This window comes from Runella sp. (assembly GCF_027484545.1).
GTDB lineage: Bacteria > Bacteroidota > Bacteroidia > Cytophagales > Spirosomataceae > Runella.
The window spans coordinates 14,601-36,521 of sequence record NZ_JAIXST010000273.1 but is presented as its reverse complement, the minus strand read 5'-3'; the positions used below and the strand labels follow the sequence as shown (position 1 = coordinate 36,521).

The window sequence follows — 21,921 nt, the reverse complement described above, 5'->3', positions numbered from 1 at the left end:
TTGGCATCATATTAAACACTTGTGGCTCAAAATCGAAGATTATACCAGTAGCGATTCTCTCAAAAAAGCTATTGATGAAATCGTCATACAAATGAAAATCAAATACACTATTACTTTTACTTGATTACTTAACTTTGATAGACACAAGGCAAAGAGCTGTTTTGCAAGAAGTTAAACTGTTTTATGAAAAAGCCCTGCTTCACGATTGATTAACTGCTAATTCTTGAAAAAGTTTTTACCTTAGACACAATAAAACGCCAATAAAAAAGGGTCAAAAGTTAACTTTCGACCCTTTTTGTGCAATTCGTCATCGCGGCGGCGAACCGCTCTCTACACTCCTTCAAACTGACGCAGGAAGCGGACATCATTTTCGGAATAAAGGCGCAGGTCACGAACCCCGTAGCGGAGTTGAGCAATACGTTCAATTCCCATTCCGAAAGCAAAACCAGTATATTCTTCGGGGTCAATGCCGCAGTTAATCAATACATTAGGGTCTACCATTCCGCTACCAGCAATCTCTACCCAACCCGTACCTTTCGATAAACGATAGGTTTCTTCGGTATCAGTACCCAGCCAAATATCAATCTCAGCACTTGGCTCCGTAAACGGAAAGAAAGAGGGGCGAAGACGAATCTTTACGTCTTTATCAAACATCTCTTTGGAGAAATGATAGAGCGTATCTTTTAAGTCTTTAAAACTTACATTTTTATCAATGTACAATCCTTCCACCTGATGAAAGAAACAGTGCGCCCGTGCCGAAATAGCTTCGTTTCGGTACACACGCCCCGGCATAATCGCACGAATAGGCGGCTTTTGGCGCTCCATCATGCGTATTTGTACGTTGGAAGTATGCGTACGCAAGAGCATATCCTGCGTGGGGTCTTCGGCATTTTTGGACACGAAAAACGTATCCTGCATTTCACGCGCGGGGTGGTTTTCGGGAAAGTTAAGTGCCGTAAAGTTGTACCAATCCGATTCTATCTCGGGACCGTCCGCTACGCTAAAGCCCATGCGTTCGAAAATTTCGATAATTTGGGCGCGTGCCAGCGTCAGCGGGTGAATACTGCCGAGTTGGTTAGGTACTACAGGGAGCGTTAAGTCAACCGGTGCACCGCCCGAACCGCTGTCATTTGCATCAAAATCAGCTTGGATGGCCAAAAAGCGATCACTGGCGTAATTTTTAAGAGCATTCAGTTCCTGCCCTACGGCACGGCGCTCTTCCTTAATGACGTCTTTCAATCCTTCAAAAAGGGCTTCAACGGCTCCTTTACGCCCTACAAAGCGTTGACGGTATTGTTCCAATTGCTCTTTGGTAGCAACTTCAAACTGCTCAATTTCCTGATATATTTCTTTAACGCGTTCGCTTAGCATTGTTTTCTGTTAATCGTTATCTGTATATCCGTTATCCTCTAACTGATAACGTTTTCGGTCACAAAGTTAAGAATTCTTCCTAAACTCCGGGCTTCTCTCCTTTCACCGGCAGAATTAATTGCTTCCCGATACTTTTCCGGTTTTTTGAGGAATGCCCGGCTGAGTGATTTCAAAATTTTCCTGTTTTTTAGCGTCGGCTACGATTTTACGAACGTCGGCTAAGAGCTTTTTGGCATCATACACAATTCCATCTTTCACGGTATATTTTACACCGCCTACCCGCACTACATCGTTTTTCTCATTGAGGCGAATAGCCCCCGTTCCGTACAAAGTTTTCAGGTTTGCCAATGGGTTTTCTTCGGTAATGACAAAATCAGCCAATTTCCCAATTTCAATGGAACCAATTTCTTTGTCCATGCCCAACGCTTCGGCACCTTTAATAGTAGCTGCCCGAATCACTTCCATGGGATGAAAACCCGCTTCGCGCAGGAGTTCCAGTTCACGGATGTAAGCAAAGCCATACAATTGATAAATAAAACCCGAGTCAGAACCTGTCGTGACACGACCACCCCGATTTTTGTATTCGTTGATGAAAGCCATCCAAAGACGGTAGTTTTCTTTCCAGGCTACTTCCTGTTCGGTACCCCAGTTGTGCCAATACGAACCGTGTGAAATACGGCTCGGACCATAAAAACGCCATAACGAAGGCAATGTGTATTCATCGTGCCATTCGGCGCGACGAGCCAGCATCAATTCACGGTTGGCTTCATAAATATTAAAGGTGGGATCAATGGTAAAATTCAACTTGAGCATTTCATCCATTACCTGATTCCACTTCTCAGTACCGGGTTTTGCGGCCTGCTTCCACAGTTTTCCCGCTTCTTCAAAGCGATTTTGCTCATTGTTATAGTTGTAGTCGAGCGGATAGTTTTGCAGCGTTTTGTCATCAAATAACGCTTCCGGTAGGCCATACCAATGTTCCATACTTGTCAGACCTGCTCTGGCCGTAGCCAAGGCGTTCATTCGTCCCACCTCCGTTTGAGCGTGATGAGCTGCTGAACCCAATCCGAGTTTCTTATTTTCGTCTAACGCGGCTTTAAAAACGTCCGGTTCTGCCCCAAAAAACTTGATACCATCGGCCCCCTTTTGGGCATTTTGCCGCACCCAATCACGGGCCTGTTCGGGCGTCGTAATAAAATCTTTGGCACCTTGTCCAAAAACGGTGTATGCTTTGATGCGAGGAGCCGTAATCAAATTTTTAGCACTTTTTTCTTTTTGGTCCAGTACCCAATCCAGTCCATTTCCGCAGGAAGGGTCACGGATAGTAGTCACTCCATGGGCCATCCAAAGTTTAAACACATACTCAGCATTGGCTCCCTGTTGCACACCGCCAATGTGTCCGTGCATGTCCACAAAGCCCGGCATCAGGTACATTCCTTTACAATCCAACTCTTTATCCCCGGGATTCGCTTTTACTCCGTTTTTAGGGTCATCGGGCATTCCCGGATAACCAGCCTGGCGAATTTGAGCAATCCGATTGTTTTCCACCACAATATCCATTGGGCCGATTGGAGGGGACCCGGTACTGTTGATGATCGTCACGCCTCTAATAATGAGTCGCTTGTGCGGGCCATCGCCTTCCGCACGGTTTGGCGCTTTTTGAACTTGGGCACGGAGAAGTGTAAAGTGAAGCGTGAAAAGTGTAAAGAAAAGGAGTGATTTTTTCATGTGTTTCGGTTAAGGTTGATGAGAAATTCAAATGTACAGGATTGTATTGTAAAAAGAGAAGCGGGCGAGGATAACTTCCTCGCCCGCTTCTCTTTTTATGCAATTTTACAGTTCATCTACTTCTACTTCTTCCGTTACTTCAGAACCATTTTCAGTTTGCACATTTTTGATTGTTTTATTCTCTACTTCCTGCCGTTTTGATTTGTATTTTTTGATTTGGATTTTGAGGGCTTCCAAGGCCAAATCGGTCGTCTCTTCAAATGACTTACCTCTTTCTTTTACAAACAATTCGGCATTGGGAACTTTGATTTTTACTTCTAAAATTTTGTCCTTGACTTTACTGCTTTCGCTTTTATCTAATCGGAGGTAGACCTCTCCGCCGGTTATTCGGTCATAAAATGTTTCAAGCTTTTCTAATTTCTTCTGAATGAATTCGAGCAACTTAGGGTCTGCATCGAAGTGGATTGCGTGCATTTGCAGTCTCATAATTACGCACAGTTTAAAGTTTAACAATTATTTCCAACCTTCTTTGTGGATTAAAAAGGGGGAAAAATAGCGGTCTGCCAAAATCAGACCGCTATCTCAAGATTTGAAATCCACCTTCAACGATTGTGAATCTAAACTGTGTATTTATTTTGAGAAAACCAAGGACTCCGGTTGCTTTTTTTAAAAGTTTATTTCAATTCATTCATTGTCAGCATATCCATATCGGTGAAGGAATAATTCTCACCGGCCATAGCCCACAAAAATGAGTAACTTGTCGTACCTGCCCCTGCATGAATAGACCAGGGCGGTGAAATGATTGCCTGCTCATTGGCCACTACCAAATGGCGGGTTTCATTAGGCTCACCCATAAAATGGAACACCCGTTGATCTTCTTCCAAATCGAAATAAACGTAGATTTCAGAACGACGGTCGTGGACGTGCGGCGGCATGGTATTCCAAACACTGCTGTACTTCATGGCCGTCATCCCCATCACCAATTGACAGCTTTCCAAGCCATCGGCATGAATGTATTTATAGATCGTCCGAGTATTTGCTTTTTCGGGTGAACCCATATCTACCGGCATAGCATCCGCTGCTTTCATCAGTGCTGTGGGGACATTTCTGTGCGCAGGCGTAGAGACAAGGATGAATTTAGCAGGAAATTCAGCATCTAAACTCTTGAAAGACACCATTTTGTTTCCTTTCCCAACGTAGAGACAATCCCGTTTTTGAAGTGTAAAGAGCTCATCTTCTACCATCACAAACCCATCTCCCCCAATATTGAGAATACCTAATTCGCGACGTTCGAGGAAGTAATCAGCTCTCAATTCTTCGTACGTAGGCAATTTGTGCAATTGACCTACCGGCTTGATGCCACCCACAATCATGCGGTCGTAATGCGAATAAACAAAATGAAACTGATCAGGAACAAACATTTTTTCCATCAGGAATTCTTCCCGAATACGATGAGTGTTGTAACCCTTAAAATCAGTGGGGTTGGTCGTATGGCGAACTTGGATGTGCATTGGAGTAGTTAGTTGTGACGGGGCCGCCCGTGCGGTAGTGAGTAGTAAGAGTGAGATTTTAAGTTTTCTCAATACTAATTACACACTACTCTGTACCGTTAATTTATTTTAAAATAGGTTCAAGTGCTTTATTATTTTTATCAAGCCAGTCAGTAATGTCTTCAACGATTTGACGCACACCGATTTGAGGTGCCCATCCCGTCAAACGAGTGACTTTGGTATTATCCGTAATGTACATTCGAATGTCTGCTGTGCGGGTTTCAGCAACCTGTTTGATTGGAATTGTTTTCCCCGTTACCTCTTGGCAAATTTGGGTCAATTCCTGCAATGAAGTACTGCTTGTCAAGCCACCACCGGCATTGAGTATTTCGCCGTTTATTGCCTCTAAATTATGTAATTGCCAGTCGATCAATCGGTACAAATCGGCAATGTGGAGCATATCGCGGGTTTGTTTCCCTGTTCCGCCGTAGCCAAAATAACCCAATTGTTGTTCCCAATAATGTTTAGCAATCCAAAGAACCATCACACCCTGATCCACTTTGCCCATTTGCCAAGGTCCCGTAATGACGCCGCAACGATTAATAATGGTTTTTAATCCGTAAAATTCATTGTATTCCTGAATAATTAACTCAGATGCCAGCTTGGTAGTCCCATACAAAGAACGAGCTCCGTCCAACGGAAAATCTTCGGCAATACCTTTGGAAGACACTCCTTTGACGGGCTGTTCGTCGGTGAGAACAAAACGCGTTTCGGTCTCCGCAAAATTGAGTGTTTCAATGGTTTTGATGGGGTACACACGGCTGGTTGAAAGAAAGATAAAACCCGCGCGGTGTTTAAGGGCGTAGTTGAGACAGTTGACGGTTCCGAATAAGTTGGTATTAATCAAATAATCGGGAGTGCCGTCAAGTCCTGCCAAAACAGAAGGTTCGGCGGAGGCTTCAATTACTGTATTTACAGCAGGGAGCGAATCAAAATCTTCTTTATTGCGAATATCTCCGTGCACAAATGTAATGCCTGCCTGAGCCAAACGTGCTACGTTAAGTTCTGATCCTTTTCGTTTGAGATTATCTAAGCAAAAAATTTCGTAGACAGGATAATTGGTTTTCAGGGCTATGGCCAAAGACGAGCCCACAAATCCGGCTCCGCCGGTGATGAGTATTTTCACTACTTATTTTTTTGGTTTTAAATTACTACTAATATCGTCTCTTCAAGTGTACGCTTTCAACGGGCTGAATGACCAAAGGCACTTTCTCAATTTTAACTGCACTAGCCTCCAAACCAAACCATTTGTCTTCTCCGGGAATAAAGTTTTTAATAAAGAAATGAGCCTTCATAATAACCTGCTCAAACAGCGACAAATCATTTTCAATTGACAGGTATTTTTCCAGAACCACAAACCTAAAGTCTCCAATACGATTTTGTTTATTAAACGATTCATAACGGCTTGTGACATCCACTTCTTTATTCTTAACCATTTCTTCAATGACTTTCCGCAAGTACAAATTGATTTTCTGTTCTACCCGAAAGCCTAAATAAAAATTGATTTTTATTACATCATCAGGCTCTAAAATATGCACTTTGTACTCCATGGAATAGGGTTCATCCGTAATTTCAACGTGGACAAACCAATAAATATCCGCTCGTTTGGGACGTTTTTCAAAGATGGAGTAAATTACTTTTGATTCGATTTCAGTGAGTCGCGAGGCATTCGACATAAATACCAAATGGGTAGCGTATTTAGGAATGGTAAAATCACTGCTCAAAGCTTTCAAATCGTCTATATACCTGTCCAGTTTTACATATTCCGTCAGACTTTGTTTGATATAAAACGAGTTGTACCAAATTACCATGACCGAAATAATGACACCGCTAATGAGCAATGATACCCATCCGCCATGGGCAAACTTAGCTAAATTTGCCACCAAAAAACCGCCTTCAAGGGTAATATAAACGACCAAAAACAACACGACTCCCCAAGGTGCAAAGCGTTTGACATAGAGATAGTAAGACATCAAAAGGGTTGTCATCAGCATGGTTAAGGTAATAGCCAACCCGTAGGCCGCTTCCATTTTTCCCGATTCACGGAAATAAAGAACGATTCCCACGCATCCTGCATACAAAAGCCAATTGACACTGGACACGTAGATTTGCCCTTTTTGAAGGCTTGGATAACGAATCTGTACTTTGGGCCAAAAATTTAGACGGATTGCCTCACTGATAAGCGTAAACGAACCTGTAATCAATGCCTGACTGGCTATTACAGCTGCTGAAGTCGCTATCAAAATGCCAATGATCAAAAACCATTCGGGCATGAGTTCGTAAATGGGCTTCCGTCCGTTCAAAGCTTCACCTGCATGGGCAATGAGCCAATTGCCCTGACCGAAGTATTGCAGTATCAGGCAGATTTTTACAAAAACCCAACTGACGCGTATATTACCGCGACCACAATGCCCCAGATCTGAATAAAGCGCTTCAGCCCCCGTTGTACACAAAAACACAGCCCCAAGAAGCCAAAACCCATGTGGGTATTCGGCCAATAGCCGATAGGCGTATACGGGGTTTATAGCTCGTATGATGGATACATCTTTAGCAATCCAAATAGCCCCGAAAGTAGCCAGCATTCCAAACCAAATGGACATAATCGGACCAAATGCTTTCCCGATAGTGCTTGTCCCAAAAACCTGAATTAAAAATAGGAATGTCAGGATAGTAATGACTATGGGGACGGTTTCAATATCCGGATAAATAGCTCTCAATCCTTCTATAGCAGACGAAATGGAAATAGGCGGAGTAATAATACCATCCGCTAAAAGCGTAGCACCTCCTATCATGGCCGGAATAGTAAGCCACTTTGCATGACGCCTGACCAACGCATACAAAGCAAAAATCCCACCTTCTCCGCGGTTGTCGGCGCGTAAAATTAAAATAACGTATTTGAGCGTAGTTTGAAGAGTAAGCGTCCAAAAGACACAGGATAAAGCTCCCAGAACAACGGTCGGATCTATATTTTGCTTCGTTTCTTTGATAAGTGCCTCCATGACGTACAGTGGCGACGTACCAATATCTCCGTAAATAATTCCGAGGGCAACTAAAAGCCCGCCCGCCGTTACTTTATTGATATGCTGAGGATGATTCCCGACTTCCATGTTTTAACTTAAGAATAAACACGATTTAATTTTACAATTTCATAAGGCCTGATAATAAGCGGCACTTTTTCGAGTTTGACAGCACTGCTGTCCAAGCCAAACCACTTATCTTCACTGTTGGTAAATTGTTTGATGAAGAAATAAGTCTTCATTATAATTTGCTCAAAAATAGGCAATTGATTTTCGTAAGACAGAAATTTCTCCAATACGACAAATCTAAAATCTCCGATGACATTGTGCTTATTCAATGACTCGTAGCGACTGGTAATATCTACCTCTTTGTTCTTAACCATATCTTCGATGACCCTCCGCAAATACAGATTGATGCGTTGTTCAACTCGAAATCCGAGCCTAAAGGTAACTTTTATCAAATCATCCGGTTCGATTACATCTACTTTATATTGCATGGTGTAAGGCTCATCGGTTGTGTCCACATGGACAAACCAATAAATATCCGCTCGCTTGGGACGTTTTTCAAAGATGGAATAAATCACTTTTGATTCTACTTCACTCATCCGAGAAGCATTGGACATAAACACCAAGTGAGTGGCGTATTTAGGAATGCTGATATCACGACTAAGCTCTTTGATGGGATCTATGTATTTACTCAGTTTTACATACTCTGTCAAACGGCTTTTAATTTGGGAAGATTTGTACCAAATAAACATGACCCCTGCAATAATCGCGCAAATTAATACCGATACCCAGCCTCCATGAGTGAATTTAATCAAATTTGCCCCCATGAATGACCCTTCAATGGCAAAGTATACTACTAAAAATAAAATCACAAACCACATATTGTAGCGGTGAGTATAGAGATAGTAGGACATCAGTAACGTATCTACCAACATGGTCACCGTAATTGCCAAACCATACGCCGCCTCCATGTTGGTGGAGCGTTTGAAATAGAAAACAACGGATACACAACCTATGAAAAGCAAAAGATTAACGCTTGGAACATACAATTGACCTTTCTGGTCAGAAGGGTATTTCAATCTGATTTTAGGCCAAAAATTGAGACGGATAGCCTCACTCACTAACGTAAACGAACCCGTAATCAGCGCTTGACTGGCAATGATGGCCGCCATGGTGGCAATGGCAATACCAGGCAATAAAAACCATTCCGGCATCAACTCAAAAAACGGTTTACGCCCCTTCAAAAGCTGCCCATTATGGGCCATCAGCCACGCAGCCTGTCCAAAATAATTAAGCAATAAACAGGATTTAACAAAAATCCAACTCATGCGAATATTCCCGCGACCGCAATGTCCAAGATCTGAATAAAGGGCTTCTGCTCCTGTTGTACACAAAAATACGGCTCCCAACAACCAAAATCCTTCGGGATGCTCAAACAGCAATTTATAGGCATAATAAGGATTAACAGCCTTAATAACCGATGGATTTTGAACAACATAAGCACCACCTAACACTCCTAACGTACAAAACCATATCAACATAATGGGACCAAAAGCTCCACCTACCACTTTTGTACCAAACACCTGTATGATAAACAACAAACTTAAAATCACCAGTACAATAGGCACCGTTTGTATGTTAGGGTACAAAATCTCAAGTCCTTCAATAGCTGATGATACCGAAATAGGGGGACAAATAATACCATCGGCCAATAAGGCTGCCCCGCCAATCATCGTAGGTATCGTTAGCCATTTGGCGTGACGCCTGACCTGAGCAAAAAGTGATAGGGTGCCTCCTTCACCACGGTTATCGGCCCGAAGAACAAGAATAACGTACTTGATGGTGGTCTGCAAGCTAAGTGTCCAAAATACGCAGGAAAGAGCGCCTAAAACTACCTCTTCATTGATAACGGATTTGCCGATAATCGCCTGCATCACGTACAAGGGTGAGGTACCAATATCACCATAAACGATTCCCATAGCTACCATGAGTCCGGCAGCCGTTACTTTATCCAAATTATGGTGATCACTATTGCTTGCCATGAAAAAAAATTTGTCTATAAATGAGTTGTAGCACTATCTGCAGAAGTGATAAAGATGTCAAATATATGGAGGTGCCCTAAAGCGTAATTTATCAGTGGGTTTTTAAAAATCGGACAAATATAAAAGACTGTATCGTCCGTTGTTCTCCGAAGTCCAAAATTATTCATCAGGCATACTACCCATTCATTCAAAAATAAAGTATTAGAACATAGATTTGACTTTAAGCATTTGGCTACCAATCTGTTAAAAACAACAACCGATTCAGTTTACAGCACCCTAATCCAGTCAATAAGCCAGTTGGTTTTCAAAAACAGAAGAATAACGACCAACGTCAATAAAACCACTACTGTTTCTCCTAAAAAAGACCTGAACAATGAAAAATTCTGCGCATTTGTTCTGAAAAACAGATAGAACGGTACTTTAAAATAATAAAATAAAGAGACAATGGCATTGAGTAATCCGACCACTAAAAGGGCAATCAGCAATCCGTCACCAGCAGACTGATTGGCTTCCCACAACGCCGAAAACACCAATAACTTAGCCGTAAAACCTACCGTAGGCGGCAAACCCACCAAAGCCACCATGATAATCGTAAAACAGATGCTCAATAAAGGATGACTTGTTCCTTTTCCGGCAAATGAATTTAGGTCAGTAGCACCCTCTCCTATCAAATCAATCAGCAAAAAAGCTGCCAAGTTCATGAGGATATACACGGTAATGTAAAAAACAGCACTTTCAAAACCCGTTTGATTGAAGGCTACTAAACCCACCAAAACAAACCCCGCCTGGGCAATGCCCGAATACGCCAAAAGGCGTTTTAGGTCGGTCTGCCAAAGAGCTGACAGATTTCCTGCCAAAATACTGACTAACGCCACAACGGCCATTACCGGCTGAAAGTCAAGGGAAAATACACTCAACAATCGCATTAAAACCAATAGGGCTGCCACCTTGGGGGCAGTGGATAAAAACGCAACGACAGGTGTAGCAGCGCCTTCATAGACGTCGGGAGCCCAAATATGAAACGGAACCAAGGATAACTTAAACAGAACACCTGCCAGCGTCAGGAAACCGACAACCTGTACAATCGAAGGGGGATTCTGAGCCAACTGCGAAGCAAATACGTCGTTGGTCAAATCAAGCGTTCCGGTCATGCCGTATAAAAACGACAATCCATACAGCATAACTGCCGAACTCAACGCCCCAAACAGTAAATATTTGAGACCTCCTTCTCCCGATTTTTTGCTGCGACCCAAGGTCGCCATTAAGTAAGAGCCAATGGATACAAGCTCAATGGATAAATAAATACTCAACCCATTGACGGACATGGTCATTAGGCACAACCCCAACACCACCGCCATCAAGATAGAATAAAACTCTGCCGGCAAATCTGGGCGGATGATTTGAACATGAAGCAAAACGAACAAGAAAGTAACCAGAATGAGAATTTTGAAGTAAACGGCTTTGTTGTCGAGATAGAGCAAATGGTGAAATAAATAGCCGTTCAGGTCGTTCCATTGAAGAAAAACCAAACTCAATGCAACCAGCCCCATCCCAAAAGCCAAGCCACGCAAAACAGAAGTAGTTTGATGTTGCCAACGGCTGTTTTTCAATAGGATTTCAACCAAAATCAGCAATAAGAAAGCGACGGACAGCCAAGTTTCGGGCAAAAAGCCGGGCAAACTTTGGATAACTTGGTATAGATGGTCTTTGAGTTGCAAGGTAGTTGGATTAATTTACCGGCAAAAGTACAATTGAACATGAAAAAGTCATTACTCTCCCTCGGATTGATTTTTGCAGCCCTTGCTGCACAAGCCCAAAGTATGTTTATTCAGGACATCAACGGGCGGCCTATTTTTGAAAATGGCTATACCGAAATAGAAGGCTCGCCTTATCTGAATGATGCCTGGTCGCGCGGGACGGTCAAAGCAAAACACAACGGCAAAACCTACGAACTCGCCAAAATGCGCTACGATCTCTACAAAGATGAGTTGGAATACGAAGAAAATCAAAAACCCTACCGCTTTGGCAACGAAATCACTGAATTTGTTACCAATGACGGTATTTTCAGAAGTGGTTTTCCGGCCACGGAATCGTTGACGGCACGGACTTTTTATCAAGTACTTTACGATGGGAACGTGAAGTTGCTCAAACGAAATACCGTACGGATTCAAACTGAAAAATTGTACAGTTCGGCGACACAGACAAAACGTTTTATGAAAGAAGACGCCCTGTATCTGTTTAAAAACGGGACCGTCACTCGGCTGAAAAAAGATAAAAAAGCACTGTTGGATGTCTTAGGCGATAAGCAGACTGAGTTGGAAGCATTTATCAAAGACCAAAAACTCAAGCTCTCGAAAGAAGAAGATGTAATGAAAGTACTTGAGAAGTACGAAGGTCAATAGAAATTTAACGCCGACGGGGTTTCAAATTCCGTCGGCGTTTGTATCGTTACGCCAAAGCAGCTACGCCTGGCAATACTTTTCCTTCCATGTATTCCAACAGCGCACCGCCACCCGTTGAAACGTAACTAACGCGGTCGCCGTAGCCGGCGTTATTAATAGCTGAAGCTGAATCGCCACCGCCGATGAGCGAAAAAGCTCCGTTTTCTTCGGTTGCTTTTACGACGGCTTTAGCAATAGCATCCGTGCCAATGGCAAAATTAGGGAATTCAAATACGCCCATCGGGCCGTTCCAAAGAATGGTTTTTGAAGTGCGTACCACTTCTTCAAACAATTTTATACTTTCCGGACCAATGTCCAACCCTTCCCATCCATCAGGAATTTGTCCGGTTGCTACTATTTGTCGGTTGGCATCGTTGGAGAAAGAATCAGCACACACGTTGTCAACGGGCATGATGATATTTACGCCTTTTTCCTTTGCTTTTTCAATAATTTCCAACGCTAACTCCTGCTTATCGGCTTCCAACAATGATTTTCCAATTTGGCCACCCTGTGCTTTGGTAAACGTATAGGTCATTCCACCGCCAATGATAAGGTTATCCACTTTGTCCAAAAGACGCTCAATAATGAGGATTTTATCCGATATTTTTGCTCCGCCCATGATGGCCGTAAACGGACGTTCGGCATGTTCCAATATGCGTTGTGCGTTGTCGATTTCAGCCTGCATGACATAGCCGCAAATACGGTCTTTAAAAAACTGTCCAATTACTGCCGTAGAAGCGTGGGCACGGTGAGCCGTTCCGAAAGCGTCATTTACCCAAACATCGCCGAGTTTCGATAATTTTTCAGCAAATTCTACATCGCCTTTTTCTTCCTGTTTGTAAAAACGCAGGTTTTCGAGCAATAAAACTTCACCCGGTTGCAGCGTAGCCGCTTGTTCGTGAGCGGATGTCCCGATACAATCGTCAGCAAATTTTACGGGAATCCCCAAAATGACAGAAAGCGGGCTGATTAAGTGCTTGAGTGAATATTTTTCGGTAGGCCCATCTTTCGGACGTCCCAAATGCGACATTAAAATGCACGAGCCGCCGTCCGCCAAAATTTTGCGAATTGTTGGCAACGTGGCCTGAATACGAGTGTCGTCAGTAATTTCGAATTTTTCGTTGAGAGGAACATTGAAGTCAACGCGGATAAGGGCGCGTTTTCCTGCAAAATTGTACGAATCTACGGTCTTCATAGGATTCCAGTGGGTTGAAAGTAAGATTGATTTTCAGGGCAAAAATAGCTTTTCGCATGGATAAATAGTTATATCGCTGGTTGTTTTTCATTCCGGCAACGTTATTACTCAGGTATTTTGCGCGCCCAAAACCGTTAAATCCGCCTTATTTCAAAAAAATTACCTGTTTGTCATAGTTTTCAAAACCTGATTCTCGTTGGTAACTTTGCGCTTTCGTTTTGCGTTACCAATTCATGGACAATCAGAAACCTACACTAACAGACATCGAACTGACAGGCCATGACCAAATAGAGGTCATAGGTGCCCGCGAACATAATCTTAAAAATATTGACGTTACCATTCCTCGCAACAAACTCGTGGTGGTGACGGGTATCAGCGGCAGCGGCAAATCCTCGTTGGCTTTTGATACCATTTATGCCGAAGGCCAACGTCGCTACATGGAAAGCTTTTCGGCGTATGCGCGGGGGTTTCTGGGCAACATGGAACGCCCCGATGTGGACAAAATTGAAGGGTTGAGTCCCGTCATCAGTATTGAGCAAAAAACCACCTCGCGCAATCCCCGTTCTACGGTCGGGACTGTCACTGAGATTTACGATTTTCTGCGTTTGTTGTACGCTCGCTCGGGCGATGCATTCAGCTACGTAACGGGTCGACCGATGGTAAAACAATCGCAGGATCAAATCATTGACCAGATTCTCAGCCAATTTGAAAATCAAAAAGCAACGCTTCTCGCCCCCGTGGTGAAAGGACGCAAAGGACATTATCGGGAATTGTTTGTTCAAATCGCCAAACTCGGCTACACCAAAGTGCGCGTAGATAATGAAGTACAGGACATCACTCCAAAAATGCAGCTCGACCGCTACAAAATCCACGACATTGAGATTGTAGTCGATCGGCTTATTCCAAAAAAAGATGCTACAGACCCACAGTCACGTTTTCGACTGAGCCAATCCGTCGGAACCACGCTAAAACAGGGAAAAGGAGTCATGATGTTGTTGGATGCGAAAAATGAAGTGCATTATTTTTCCCAAAACCTTATGGATCCCATAGCCGGTATCAGCTACGATGACCCGGCCCCCAATAGCTTTTCGTTCAACTCTCCTTATGGTTGGTGTCCTACCTGTCAGGGTCTGGGAGTCGTGGAAGAAATTACCGAAGAAAGCGTTATTCCTGATAAAAGTCTGAGTTTGAGTAAAGGAGCAATCGCTCCCATTGGCGAATACCGCGATTTATGGATTTTTAAACAGTTGGAAATTTTACTCAAACCGTTTAAAGTAACACTGAGTACGCCTATTAATAAATTTCCGCCGGAGGCCATTGACTTGATGCTGAACGGTACGGATGAACCCGTGCCTGTGCCGTCAAAAAAATACGAAGGCACCGAATGGAATACGAAATACGAGGGCATTATTACCTTTTTACGACGTCAGCAGGAGAATGGGACGGAGAAAATTCAGGATTGGCTCAAAGATTTCATGACCATTACGACCTGCCCTGATTGCGAAGGTGCGCGTCTGAAAAAAGAAGCACTTTGGTTCAAAATTGACGATAAAAACATTGCTCAATTGGCCGAAACGGACATTCGGGACTTGTGGAATTGGCTGGACGGTTTGGAAGGACGTATCACCGAGCGACAGCAATTGATTGGTCGCGAAGTGTTGAAAGAAATTCGCAAACGCGTTGGATTCTTGTTGGATGTAGGCTTGGATTATTTGACGCTCAATCGCCCCCTGAAAACGCTTTCGGGCGGCGAAGCGCAACGCATTCGCTTGGCTACCCAAATCGGTACACAACTTACGGGCGTATTGTACATTATGGACGAGCCCAGCATTGGCCTCCATCAGCGCGACAATGTTCGCCTCATTGATTCTTTGAAAAAACTGCGTGATTTGGGAAATACTGTTTTGGTCGTAGAGCACGACAAAGACATGATGCTCGAATCCGATTATATTCTCGACATTGGCCCGGGAGCAGGCCGCCACGGCGGACAGGTGGTAGGACACGGTACGCCCGAAGAGTTTTTGAAAAACGGCTCGCTTACAGCCGATTACCTCAGTGGCCGAATAGCCATTGAAGTTCCCAAAAACCGCCGCGAGGGCAATGGGAAAAACATCATTTTGAAAGGGACTACCGGTCATAATCTCAAAAATGTAACGCTCAACTTACCTTTGGGAAAAATGATTTGTGTGACGGGCGTCAGTGGAAGTGGCAAGTCGTCGTTGATTCACGAAACCCTTTTCCCGATTCTGAATCGGCATTTTTATAATTCCAAGCGCGAGCCACTGCCTTATAAAGGGGTAGAAGGATTGGATCAAATTGATAAAGTAATTGAAGTAGACCAATCCCCCATCGGTCGCACGCCACGCTCTAATCCCGCCACTTACACCAACATGTTTTCCGAAATTCGTTCGCTGTACGCTGAATTGCCCGAAGCTAAGATTCGAGGCTATAAGCCTGGGCGTTTTTCGTTTAACGTAAAAGGCGGTCGTTGCGAAGATTGCGAAGGAGCCGGCATGAAAAAAATCGAAATGGAATTTTTGCCCGATGTGTACGTGGATTGTGATACGTGCAAAGGCAAACGTTTTAACCGCGAGACATTGGAAGTACGTTTCAAAGGGAAATCCATTGCCGATGTGTTGGACATGACCGTGGAACAGGCGTTGGAATTCTTTGAAAGTATCCCCAAAATCAATCGGAAGGTAGTTACGCTGAATGACGTTGGATTGGGCTATATCACCCTTGGTCAACACGCCACCACCCTCTCGGGTGGCGAAGCGCAACGAGTCAAATTGGCCGAAGAACTTTCCAAAAAAGATACGGGACAAACACTCTATATTCTGGACGAACCTACTACGGGGCTGCATTTTCAGGATATTCAGCATTTGTTGGCAGTATTGAACAAATTGGCCGACAAAGGCAATACGGTTCTTATCATCGAACACAACATGGACGTTATCAAAGTAGCTGACCATGTCATTGACATTGGCCCCGAAGGAGGCAACGCCGGCGGACGTATCATCGCCGAAGGAACCCCCGAAAAAGTAGCAAAAGTAAAAGAGAGTTTTACAGGGAAGTTTTTGAAATTGGAATTATCGTAAAAGCTTGGAAAAACGTACTTTTGAAAAAAACAGACAATAGTTATGGAATCAACCTTTGTGCTGCGCCGCGACGAACTCAATGCTGATTTTATTGAAATCATTAAAAGTTTGTTCAAAAATGAGCAGGAGTTGCAGATTACGATTACGGCTCCTGAAGACTTTGGACTTAATAAATCCGAAAGTAAAGAAGCTTATTGGAAGCGTTTAAAAAAAGCTGCTGCCAACGTCGAATCAAGAACTCAAGTGGTAGAAATCACCGAAAGTGAATTAGATGGCAGAATGTTACAAAAATGAGAAAATTGGTATTCGATGCGGATGCGTTTGATGATCTTGCAGATTGGGGTATCTATAATCGTAACATTTTCAAACGCATTTATGAACTCCTAAAAGACATTCGACGACATCCATTTGAAGGAATTGGCAAACCTGAACTTTTGAAAGGTGATTTAAAGGGCTACTGGTCTCGGAGAATCACCGATGAACACCGTTTGGTGTATAAAGTAGAATCTGATGAATATATTTTAATCATCTCCGTTAAAGGGCATTGCGGAGACAAATAAGGAAATGAAGAATCTTCTGAAAGATAATAGGCTGATAATTAATTTGATACTTGCTGTCATTTGCGCCGTCGTTTTTATTGCTTCTTTAATACTGCATTATGGCGACCTCAAAGAAACTGTAGCAGTTTCAGGACCTCTTGGAGATACGTTTGGAGGTTTGTTCTCTCCTATTATTGGGTTGGTAACTATTTTACTTGTTTACCATACCTTTCAAGACCAGCTTTCTTCAAACAATCACTCCAAAAGTGCAACAAATCTTGATTTATTGTTAAAAATTTTAGAAAGGCACCAACAGAATTTATTAATAGAAATCCCTACAAATCTATTTAATCCAGCCCAAAAAGCTACTCCTAACCGCCTCGATATATTTGTTTGTGGTCAAGATAGATTCGATTTTTTGGCCCAATTAAGAGATAAGCTAACATATTTAACAGAATTAGCCGAAAGCGTAGATACTTTTGTTTTTATAAATGAGCACAAGAGGGTTTTTTTTAAATGAAGTTTCGATTGTTTTACATCAGTATTTCAAGATATACCATCCAATCGTGGATGATATACGTAATTGCCTTCAATATCTTCCAGATAATGATGAAACTTTATTAGATAGTTTTATAAAAAGCGAAACTGGCTTTGAAATGGATCGTATTACATTCAATTCACGTGTCAATTCTTATAGTAAGTTTTTGCTATCATATCAGGATTTAATTGAAAGACTGAAAATTTTAAAACTTATTCAAACTACTACGATTGAAGCAGCATCAGCAAAAGATTTTTTTACACCTGACCCAATTAAATTTGATCTCGTAAAAAAGATAAAGCAAACAAAGCAATTTGATATTAAAATAGCCCTTTGAACTTCATCATAACCTGTATAAGTTCCAGTACACCTATCATCAGTAAGCGCATAAAATTTATTCACGAATTCATTCTTCAAAAAAACTTCATAGCTATTGTTTTTTAAGTCAGTATCATTTTAATTTACGTAATTAATTACGTAAATTGTTTATATCATGGATTTGTATCGCACTTTGGGTTACGTTGCCCTTGGAAGTTATATGCGCCGGCTTGGCGAAATCAGTCAACAGGCATCCGCTCAGGTCTATCAAATGTACGGGATGGATTTTGAGGTAAAATGGTTTCCCGTGTTTTTGGCCATTGCGCAAAAAGAAGCCGAAACGGTTTCCAAAATTGCCGAATATATCGGGCAATCGCACGTAGGTGTTAGCCTAATGGTGAAAGAAATGGTCAAAGAAGGTTTTCTGGAGACCCAAAAAGGTCTTGTCGACAAACGAGAAACCAACGTTCGCCTTACCGAAAAAGGAGTTCAAATGCATGAGCGAATGAAAGAACTGCTGGAGGATTTGGAAGATACGATGAACGAAGTAAAGAACGAGTGTGAAACCGATGTACTGCGCTCACTAATGGAATACGAACAGGTGATTTTGCGCAAAAGTATGCCGGAGCGCATCAAAAGCCGACTAAAAATTCGGGAGCGAAATAAAGTAAATATCATTCCGCTTGATCCTCAAAACGCCGTTCAGCGAGAAAGTTTCAAACGCATCAATTACGAATGGATTGAGCGTTATTTCAAAGTCGAACCGCTTGACATGGAATCACTCGAAAACCCTGATAAATTTTACCTGAACAAAGGCGGAATCGTATTACTGGCTGAATATCAGGGCACTATCGTAGGAACTTCGGCACTCAAACCCATGACCGAAGATAGCATGGAATTGTCGAAAATGGGCGTCGATAACAACGCCAAAGGATTGGGAATCGGCGAATTATTGGGGCAATCTATCATAGATGAAGCTCGAAAAATGGGATTGAAACGGTTGTATTTGGAAACCAATTCTCGTTTGCTACCTGCTTTGAATCTCTACCAAAAGCTGGGTTTTAAAACGGTCAAAGATTTCAGTTCGCCTTATTCCAGAGCCGATGTGGCAATGGAGATGTTTCTATAATTATTATACGTTCTCCATTTTCCATCCGTTCTGCGTTTATAATTGAATCTCAGTCAATCTTGCTTCAATAATGGCACGATTGTGTTCTTTATCCTCGGGCAACATAAGGTGAGTGCCCAATTCTTCCACTGACTCATCCACGTCAAATCCGGGCCCCGTGGTAGCGACTTCAAACAGTTGACCCGAAGGCAAACGGAAATAAATGGAACGGAAGTACTTACGGTCTTTGACTTCGGTTACCTGCATTCCCAATTCTTCCACCAAACGCCGGCGCAGTGCCAATTGCTCTTCTTCAGTTTCGATTTTCCACGCTACGTGATGCACTGTGCCAAGGCCATTTTTACCGCGTGGCGCAGTAGGTTCTGCCTGCAATAATTCCAGACAATTGCCTGCTCCGCCTTCATTTACATTCAGTCGAATTCGATTTTCTTCCTGCGCCACTTCTGACATGTTCATTTCAGTGGTCAAAAATTGTCTCAACCTATCCCAATCGTCCGCCGCTACCCACAATGTGACGTGGTGAATGCCCCGAATACCTACCGAACTTCCAACTTCATCCGTTTCAAAAGGAATTCGGTCGTCGTTATCATCGGCAATCAGCTCTAATTGAAGTCCCGAAGGGTCCCGAAACCACAACACATCCTGCTCAAAGCGCTTGAACGGAAGTACCGACACACCTGCATCGGTAAGGCGTTGATGCCAAAATTCCAATGAAGAACCGGGAACCGAAAAAGTTGTGGTAATAATCATTCCCGAACCTTCTTCGCCTTGCCGTACGCCATGGCCTTTGTAAGGAAAGGTGGTAAAAACAGTACCGGGCGTACCCACTTGGTCGGCGTAGTAGAAGTGGTACACAAAATTATTGTCAAAATTAACCGTCTTTTTGACCAGACGAAGCCCTAAGAGTTTGGTATAAAAATCGTAATCTTCCTGCGCATCATTGACGGTTGCTGTCACATGGTGCAGGCCTTTGAGGAGACGATTGGTTTGCATAGTTTTAAGAATAGAAGATGGAGGGGAGATTTATGATTCTACTTTTTCCCGAAATTCGGTAAATGCGATGCCTTCACATTTTTTAAAAAATTTGCTGAAATGAGCTACGTCTTCGTAGCCCAATTGATACGCTATTTCTTTGGCATTCAACTCGGAATACCGCGCCAACCGTTTGGCTTCTAGTATCAACCGATTTTGGATAAACTCCTTTGCCGACGTTCCAGTTTCATTTTTAATGACTTCGTTCAAATGATTGGCCGTTAGGTGCTGATGGTCGGCGTATTCATTGACTTTATGCTGTTGCCGAAAAAACCGTTCTACATCGTTTTTAAACTGTTTCACAATTTCCGCCTGACGATTATCCCACGACTTATTCGCGATTTTCTGAGTCGCTTTCAATCGTTTACATTCCAGCAAAAACAATTTCAGCCACGCTCCTATTGCTTCCCATTTTTGCGTTTTTTCAGACAGATACTCGTTGGCAATCCCCTGAATATAAGGCATTAACTGCTTCATTTCATTAGCAGTAAGCTCCAACGGGCGCGCCTCATCGCAGTTGAAAAACAAGTCCATGTCGTACAACTGCGCGGGTGCAATACTGAAATCCTGTAAAAAATCGGGGCGAAACAAAATCACGTGACCACGCGGCGCAAGCTGGGTCAGCATAAGGTGGTGGATTTGTTCGGGAGAGACAAAATAGACGGTGTTGGCCCGAAGCGGGTATTCTATAAAGTCAATTTGATGAACACCTTCGGCTTTTTCTACCGCTAATACCGTAAAATAGTCGTGACGATGCGGCAAATCAGGCGTTTGAGAACGTCGTTCTTCCACCTCTGCCATCGTACGATACACAAACGGAGTCAGTAGATGTGCCTGCCGAATTGGGTTTTCAGGTTTTTGCATAAAGAGTCCCTCTCCAACAAGGAGCCGCGATGGCGTACCATGGGGTTTAGGGTGAGGCGGCATGACTTGCGCCATGCCGTGAATATCAATTAAACATCGTCTGAATCGTAAATGACCACCTTTTCCCACAGGTGTGCGCAGTTTTTCACAAATTCATGGTGAACAGGGTGGTCCTGATAAATGTCTTGGTCGGCTTTATTTTCAAAAAGCATCAGCCACGACACCGAATAAGAACGGTCTATCACACCACGGTGTGTATCAGCCACTTTACCGATGTGGGCAAATTTTACCACTTCAATCGGAATAAGTGTTTGCAAACCGGCTACGAGTGCATCGCGGTCGGCGGTACTGTCGGGATTATTTAAGTAAAAGAAAACGTGATGTACAAACATGATTTTGGAAGGGGTTTTTTATAATGAGAAGCAATTCTACCCAAAATCTAACCATTCCAAATTACCTAAAAGTTCATTATCACGCCCATTTCAACGCAAAATACTCAGCAGCGATTGCTGTTTTTATAAAAAAAGAGCAGGGGAATAAAATCCCCCTGCTCTCGCCCATTCCTAAACCCTTAACCTTATGAAAAATTAACTACCTTTTTTGGTACTTTTAACCAGAACGGTTGGCGGTACTTCGTTGTAGCCGCGATTCTGGTTAAAGTTATGTTTTTTGGAATACGCAACACTTTCCTGTTTGCTTGTATGCGGTATATCCGATTTGTCTTCAGAATCAGTAGGAACTCCAGGCAAAAAATCTTTTTCGATTAAAATATCGTTAGAATTTTCGGTATCGCCCGCTACTACCGAGCTGATACTTCCGGCCTCTTCTCTATCTTTATTGTCTGTTTCCATAGCTGTTATAGCTTGCTTATTTATCCGCTGACATATTTTTCGGCCTCCAGTGCTTTGCGCTTTTGCTGTTTTAGAAGCGCAGAATCCGTTGCTTTAAACCGTTTTTTGAGGTCTTGAATACCCATCGGCCTCTTCGTTTTTTTTACCTGTCCCTCCGCATTTTTCTTAAAATCGTCAGGGGTTACTACCTGTTTGGCCATAC

General features: G+C 42.9%; 21 protein-coding genes. 7 read left to right on the top strand and 14 right to left on the bottom strand.

Features of this window, described 5'->3' with window-relative positions:
• Positions 1-330 precede the first annotated feature (330 nt).
• From pheS to Q0081_RS24535, 8 genes are all read right to left on the bottom strand, one after another.
• Positions 331-1,371, bottom strand: a complete 1,041-nt coding sequence (gene pheS, locus Q0081_RS24570) for a phenylalanine--tRNA ligase subunit alpha (protein ID WP_298360003.1) — start codon at positions 1,369-1,371, stop codon at positions 331-333.
• Positions 1,372-1,485: 114 nt separating this feature from the next.
• A complete protein-coding gene (locus Q0081_RS24565) occupies positions 1,486-3,099 on the bottom strand; it encodes an amidohydrolase family protein (protein WP_298360001.1) in 1,614 nt (537 codons plus the stop codon).
• Positions 3,100-3,204: 105 nt separating this feature from the next.
• A complete protein-coding gene (locus Q0081_RS24560) occupies positions 3,205-3,585 on the bottom strand; it encodes an HPF/RaiA family ribosome-associated protein (RefSeq protein WP_298359999.1) in 381 nt (126 codons plus the stop codon).
• A gap of 188 nt (positions 3,586-3,773) precedes the next feature.
• Positions 3,774-4,610 carry a 5-dehydro-4-deoxy-D-glucuronate isomerase gene (gene kduI, locus Q0081_RS24555; protein WP_298359997.1) on the bottom strand — a complete coding sequence of 279 codons (837 nt, stop codon included), beginning with the start codon at positions 4,608-4,610 and terminating at the stop codon, positions 3,774-3,776.
• 103 nt (positions 4,611-4,713) lie between these two features.
• A complete protein-coding gene (locus tag Q0081_RS24550; protein WP_298359995.1) occupies positions 4,714-5,775 on the bottom strand; it encodes an NAD-dependent epimerase/dehydratase family protein in 1,062 nt (353 codons plus the stop codon).
• 28 nt (positions 5,776-5,803) lie between these two features.
• A complete protein-coding gene (locus tag Q0081_RS24545) occupies positions 5,804-7,756 on the bottom strand; it encodes a KUP/HAK/KT family potassium transporter (protein WP_298359993.1) in 1,953 nt (650 codons plus the stop codon).
• An 8-nt stretch (positions 7,757-7,764) separates the two neighbouring features.
• The gene (locus tag Q0081_RS24540; protein WP_298359991.1) at positions 7,765-9,714 is read right to left on the bottom strand and encodes a KUP/HAK/KT family potassium transporter; all 1,950 of its coding nucleotides are present in this window, start codon (positions 9,712-9,714) and stop codon (positions 7,765-7,767) included.
• 266 nt (positions 9,715-9,980) lie between these two features.
• A complete protein-coding gene (locus Q0081_RS24535) occupies positions 9,981-11,432 on the bottom strand; it encodes an NADH-quinone oxidoreductase subunit N (RefSeq protein ID WP_298359989.1) in 1,452 nt (483 codons plus the stop codon).
• 39 nt (positions 11,433-11,471) lie between these two features.
• Between Q0081_RS24535 and Q0081_RS24530 the strand changes: the two genes are divergently transcribed.
• Positions 11,472-12,116 carry a hypothetical protein gene (locus Q0081_RS24530; protein WP_298359987.1) on the top strand — a complete coding sequence of 215 codons (645 nt, stop codon included), beginning with the start codon at positions 11,472-11,474 and terminating at the stop codon, positions 12,114-12,116.
• A 46-nt stretch (positions 12,117-12,162) separates the two neighbouring features.
• On the opposite strand, the gene Q0081_RS24525 is transcribed toward Q0081_RS24530, so the two are convergent.
• Positions 12,163-13,350, bottom strand: coding sequence for a phosphoglycerate kinase (locus tag Q0081_RS24525; protein WP_298359985.1), 1,188 nt, complete (start codon positions 13,348-13,350; stop codon positions 12,163-12,165).
• 233 nt (positions 13,351-13,583) lie between these two features.
• Here Q0081_RS24525 and uvrA point away from each other — a divergent pair, with 233 nt between their 5' ends.
• The 6 genes from uvrA to Q0081_RS24495 all read left to right on the top strand — a co-directional run bounded on the left by uvrA (position 13,584) and on the right by Q0081_RS24495 (position 18,972).
• Entirely contained in the window at positions 13,584-16,448 is a 2,865-nt protein-coding gene (gene uvrA / locus Q0081_RS24520; RefSeq protein WP_298359983.1) for an excinuclease ABC subunit UvrA, read from the top strand.
• Positions 16,449-16,490: 42 nt separating this feature from the next.
• Complete coding sequence (locus tag Q0081_RS24515) at positions 16,491-16,742, top strand: hypothetical protein (protein ID WP_298359981.1); 252 nt, start codon at positions 16,491-16,493, stop codon at positions 16,740-16,742.
• On the top strand, positions 16,739-17,008 hold the full coding sequence (locus Q0081_RS24510) for a Txe/YoeB family addiction module toxin (protein WP_298359978.1): 270 nt from the start codon (positions 16,739-16,741) through the stop codon (positions 17,006-17,008). Before Q0081_RS24515 ends, Q0081_RS24510 begins: the two co-directional genes overlap by 4 nt.
• Before the next feature lie 4 nt (positions 17,009-17,012).
• Positions 17,013-17,507, top strand: a complete 495-nt coding sequence (locus tag Q0081_RS24505; RefSeq protein WP_298359976.1) for a hypothetical protein — start codon at positions 17,013-17,015, stop codon at positions 17,505-17,507.
• Between the two features lie 46 nt (positions 17,508-17,553).
• Positions 17,554-17,862 carry a hypothetical protein gene (locus tag Q0081_RS24500; RefSeq protein ID WP_298359974.1) on the top strand — a complete coding sequence of 103 codons (309 nt, stop codon included), beginning with the start codon at positions 17,554-17,556 and terminating at the stop codon, positions 17,860-17,862.
• A gap of 156 nt (positions 17,863-18,018) precedes the next feature.
• Entirely contained in the window at positions 18,019-18,972 is a 954-nt protein-coding gene (locus tag Q0081_RS24495; protein WP_298359972.1) for a bifunctional helix-turn-helix transcriptional regulator/GNAT family N-acetyltransferase, read from the top strand.
• A gap of 36 nt (positions 18,973-19,008) precedes the next feature.
• Here the strand turns inward: Q0081_RS24495 and Q0081_RS24490 are convergent, their stop codons facing one another.
• The 5 genes from Q0081_RS24490 to Q0081_RS24470 all read right to left on the bottom strand — a co-directional run bounded on the left by Q0081_RS24490 (position 19,009) and on the right by Q0081_RS24470 (position 21,919).
• Entirely contained in the window at positions 19,009-19,965 is a 957-nt protein-coding gene (locus Q0081_RS24490) for a VOC family protein (protein WP_298359970.1), read from the bottom strand.
• A gap of 30 nt (positions 19,966-19,995) precedes the next feature.
• Positions 19,996-20,943 (bottom strand): helix-turn-helix domain-containing protein, encoded by a 948-nt coding sequence (locus Q0081_RS24485; protein ID WP_298359968.1) that lies wholly within the window; start codon positions 20,941-20,943, stop codon positions 19,996-19,998.
• A 14-nt stretch (positions 20,944-20,957) separates the two neighbouring features.
• Positions 20,958-21,260: a Dabb family protein gene (locus Q0081_RS24480; protein WP_298359966.1), complete on the bottom strand. Its 303-nt coding sequence runs from the start codon at positions 21,258-21,260 to the stop codon at positions 20,958-20,960.
• A gap of 195 nt (positions 21,261-21,455) precedes the next feature.
• Complete coding sequence (locus tag Q0081_RS24475) at positions 21,456-21,719, bottom strand: hypothetical protein (protein ID WP_298359964.1); 264 nt, start codon at positions 21,717-21,719, stop codon at positions 21,456-21,458.
• A 20-nt stretch (positions 21,720-21,739) separates the two neighbouring features.
• On the bottom strand, positions 21,740-21,919 hold the full coding sequence (locus tag Q0081_RS24470; protein ID WP_298359962.1) for a hypothetical protein: 180 nt from the start codon (positions 21,917-21,919) through the stop codon (positions 21,740-21,742).
• Positions 21,920-21,921 lie beyond the last annotated feature (2 nt).

What these genes read in the sequence shown, in the direction of transcription:
- pheS (WP_298360003.1), bottom strand. Translation starts at nt 1,371, where the DNA reads ATGCTAAGCGAACGCGTTAAAGAAATATATCAGGAAATTGAGCAGTTT.
- Q0081_RS24565 (WP_298360001.1), bottom strand. Translation starts at nt 3,099, where the DNA reads ATGAAAAAATCACTCCTTTTCTTTACACTTTTCACGCTTCACTTTACA.
- Q0081_RS24560 (WP_298359999.1), bottom strand. Translation starts at nt 3,585, where the DNA reads ATGAGACTGCAAATGCACGCAATCCACTTCGATGCAGACCCTAAGTTG.
- kduI (WP_298359997.1), bottom strand. Translation starts at nt 4,610, where the DNA reads ATGCACATCCAAGTTCGCCATACGACCAACCCCACTGATTTTAAGGGT.
- Q0081_RS24545 (WP_298359993.1), bottom strand. Translation starts at nt 7,756, where the DNA reads ATGGAAGTCGGGAATCATCCTCAGCATATCAATAAAGTAACGGCGGGC.
- Q0081_RS24540 (WP_298359991.1), bottom strand. Translation starts at nt 9,714, where the DNA reads ATGGCAAGCAATAGTGATCACCATAATTTGGATAAAGTAACGGCTGCC.
- Q0081_RS24530 (WP_298359987.1), top strand. Translation starts at nt 11,472, where the DNA reads ATGAAAAAGTCATTACTCTCCCTCGGATTGATTTTTGCAGCCCTTGCT.
- Q0081_RS24525 (WP_298359985.1), bottom strand. Translation starts at nt 13,350, where the DNA reads ATGAAGACCGTAGATTCGTACAATTTTGCAGGAAAACGCGCCCTTATC.
- uvrA (WP_298359983.1), top strand. Translation starts at nt 13,584, where the DNA reads ATGGACAATCAGAAACCTACACTAACAGACATCGAACTGACAGGCCAT.
- Q0081_RS24515 (WP_298359981.1), top strand. Translation starts at nt 16,491, where the DNA reads ATGGAATCAACCTTTGTGCTGCGCCGCGACGAACTCAATGCTGATTTT.
- Q0081_RS24510 (WP_298359978.1), top strand. Translation starts at nt 16,739, where the DNA reads ATGAGAAAATTGGTATTCGATGCGGATGCGTTTGATGATCTTGCAGAT.
- Q0081_RS24505 (WP_298359976.1), top strand. Translation starts at nt 17,013, where the DNA reads ATGAAGAATCTTCTGAAAGATAATAGGCTGATAATTAATTTGATACTT.
- Q0081_RS24495 (WP_298359972.1), top strand. Translation starts at nt 18,019, where the DNA reads ATGGATTTGTATCGCACTTTGGGTTACGTTGCCCTTGGAAGTTATATG.
- Q0081_RS24490 (WP_298359970.1), bottom strand. Translation starts at nt 19,965, where the DNA reads ATGCAAACCAATCGTCTCCTCAAAGGCCTGCACCATGTGACAGCAACC.
- Q0081_RS24485 (WP_298359968.1), bottom strand. Translation starts at nt 20,943, where the DNA reads ATGGCGCAAGTCATGCCGCCTCACCCTAAACCCCATGGTACGCCATCG.
- Q0081_RS24480 (WP_298359966.1), bottom strand. Translation starts at nt 21,260, where the DNA reads ATGTTTGTACATCACGTTTTCTTTTACTTAAATAATCCCGACAGTACC.
- Q0081_RS24475 (WP_298359964.1), bottom strand. Translation starts at nt 21,719, where the DNA reads ATGGAAACAGACAATAAAGATAGAGAAGAGGCCGGAAGTATCAGCTCG.
- Q0081_RS24470 (WP_298359962.1), bottom strand. Translation starts at nt 21,919, where the DNA reads ATGGCCAAACAGGTAGTAACCCCTGACGATTTTAAGAAAAATGCGGAG.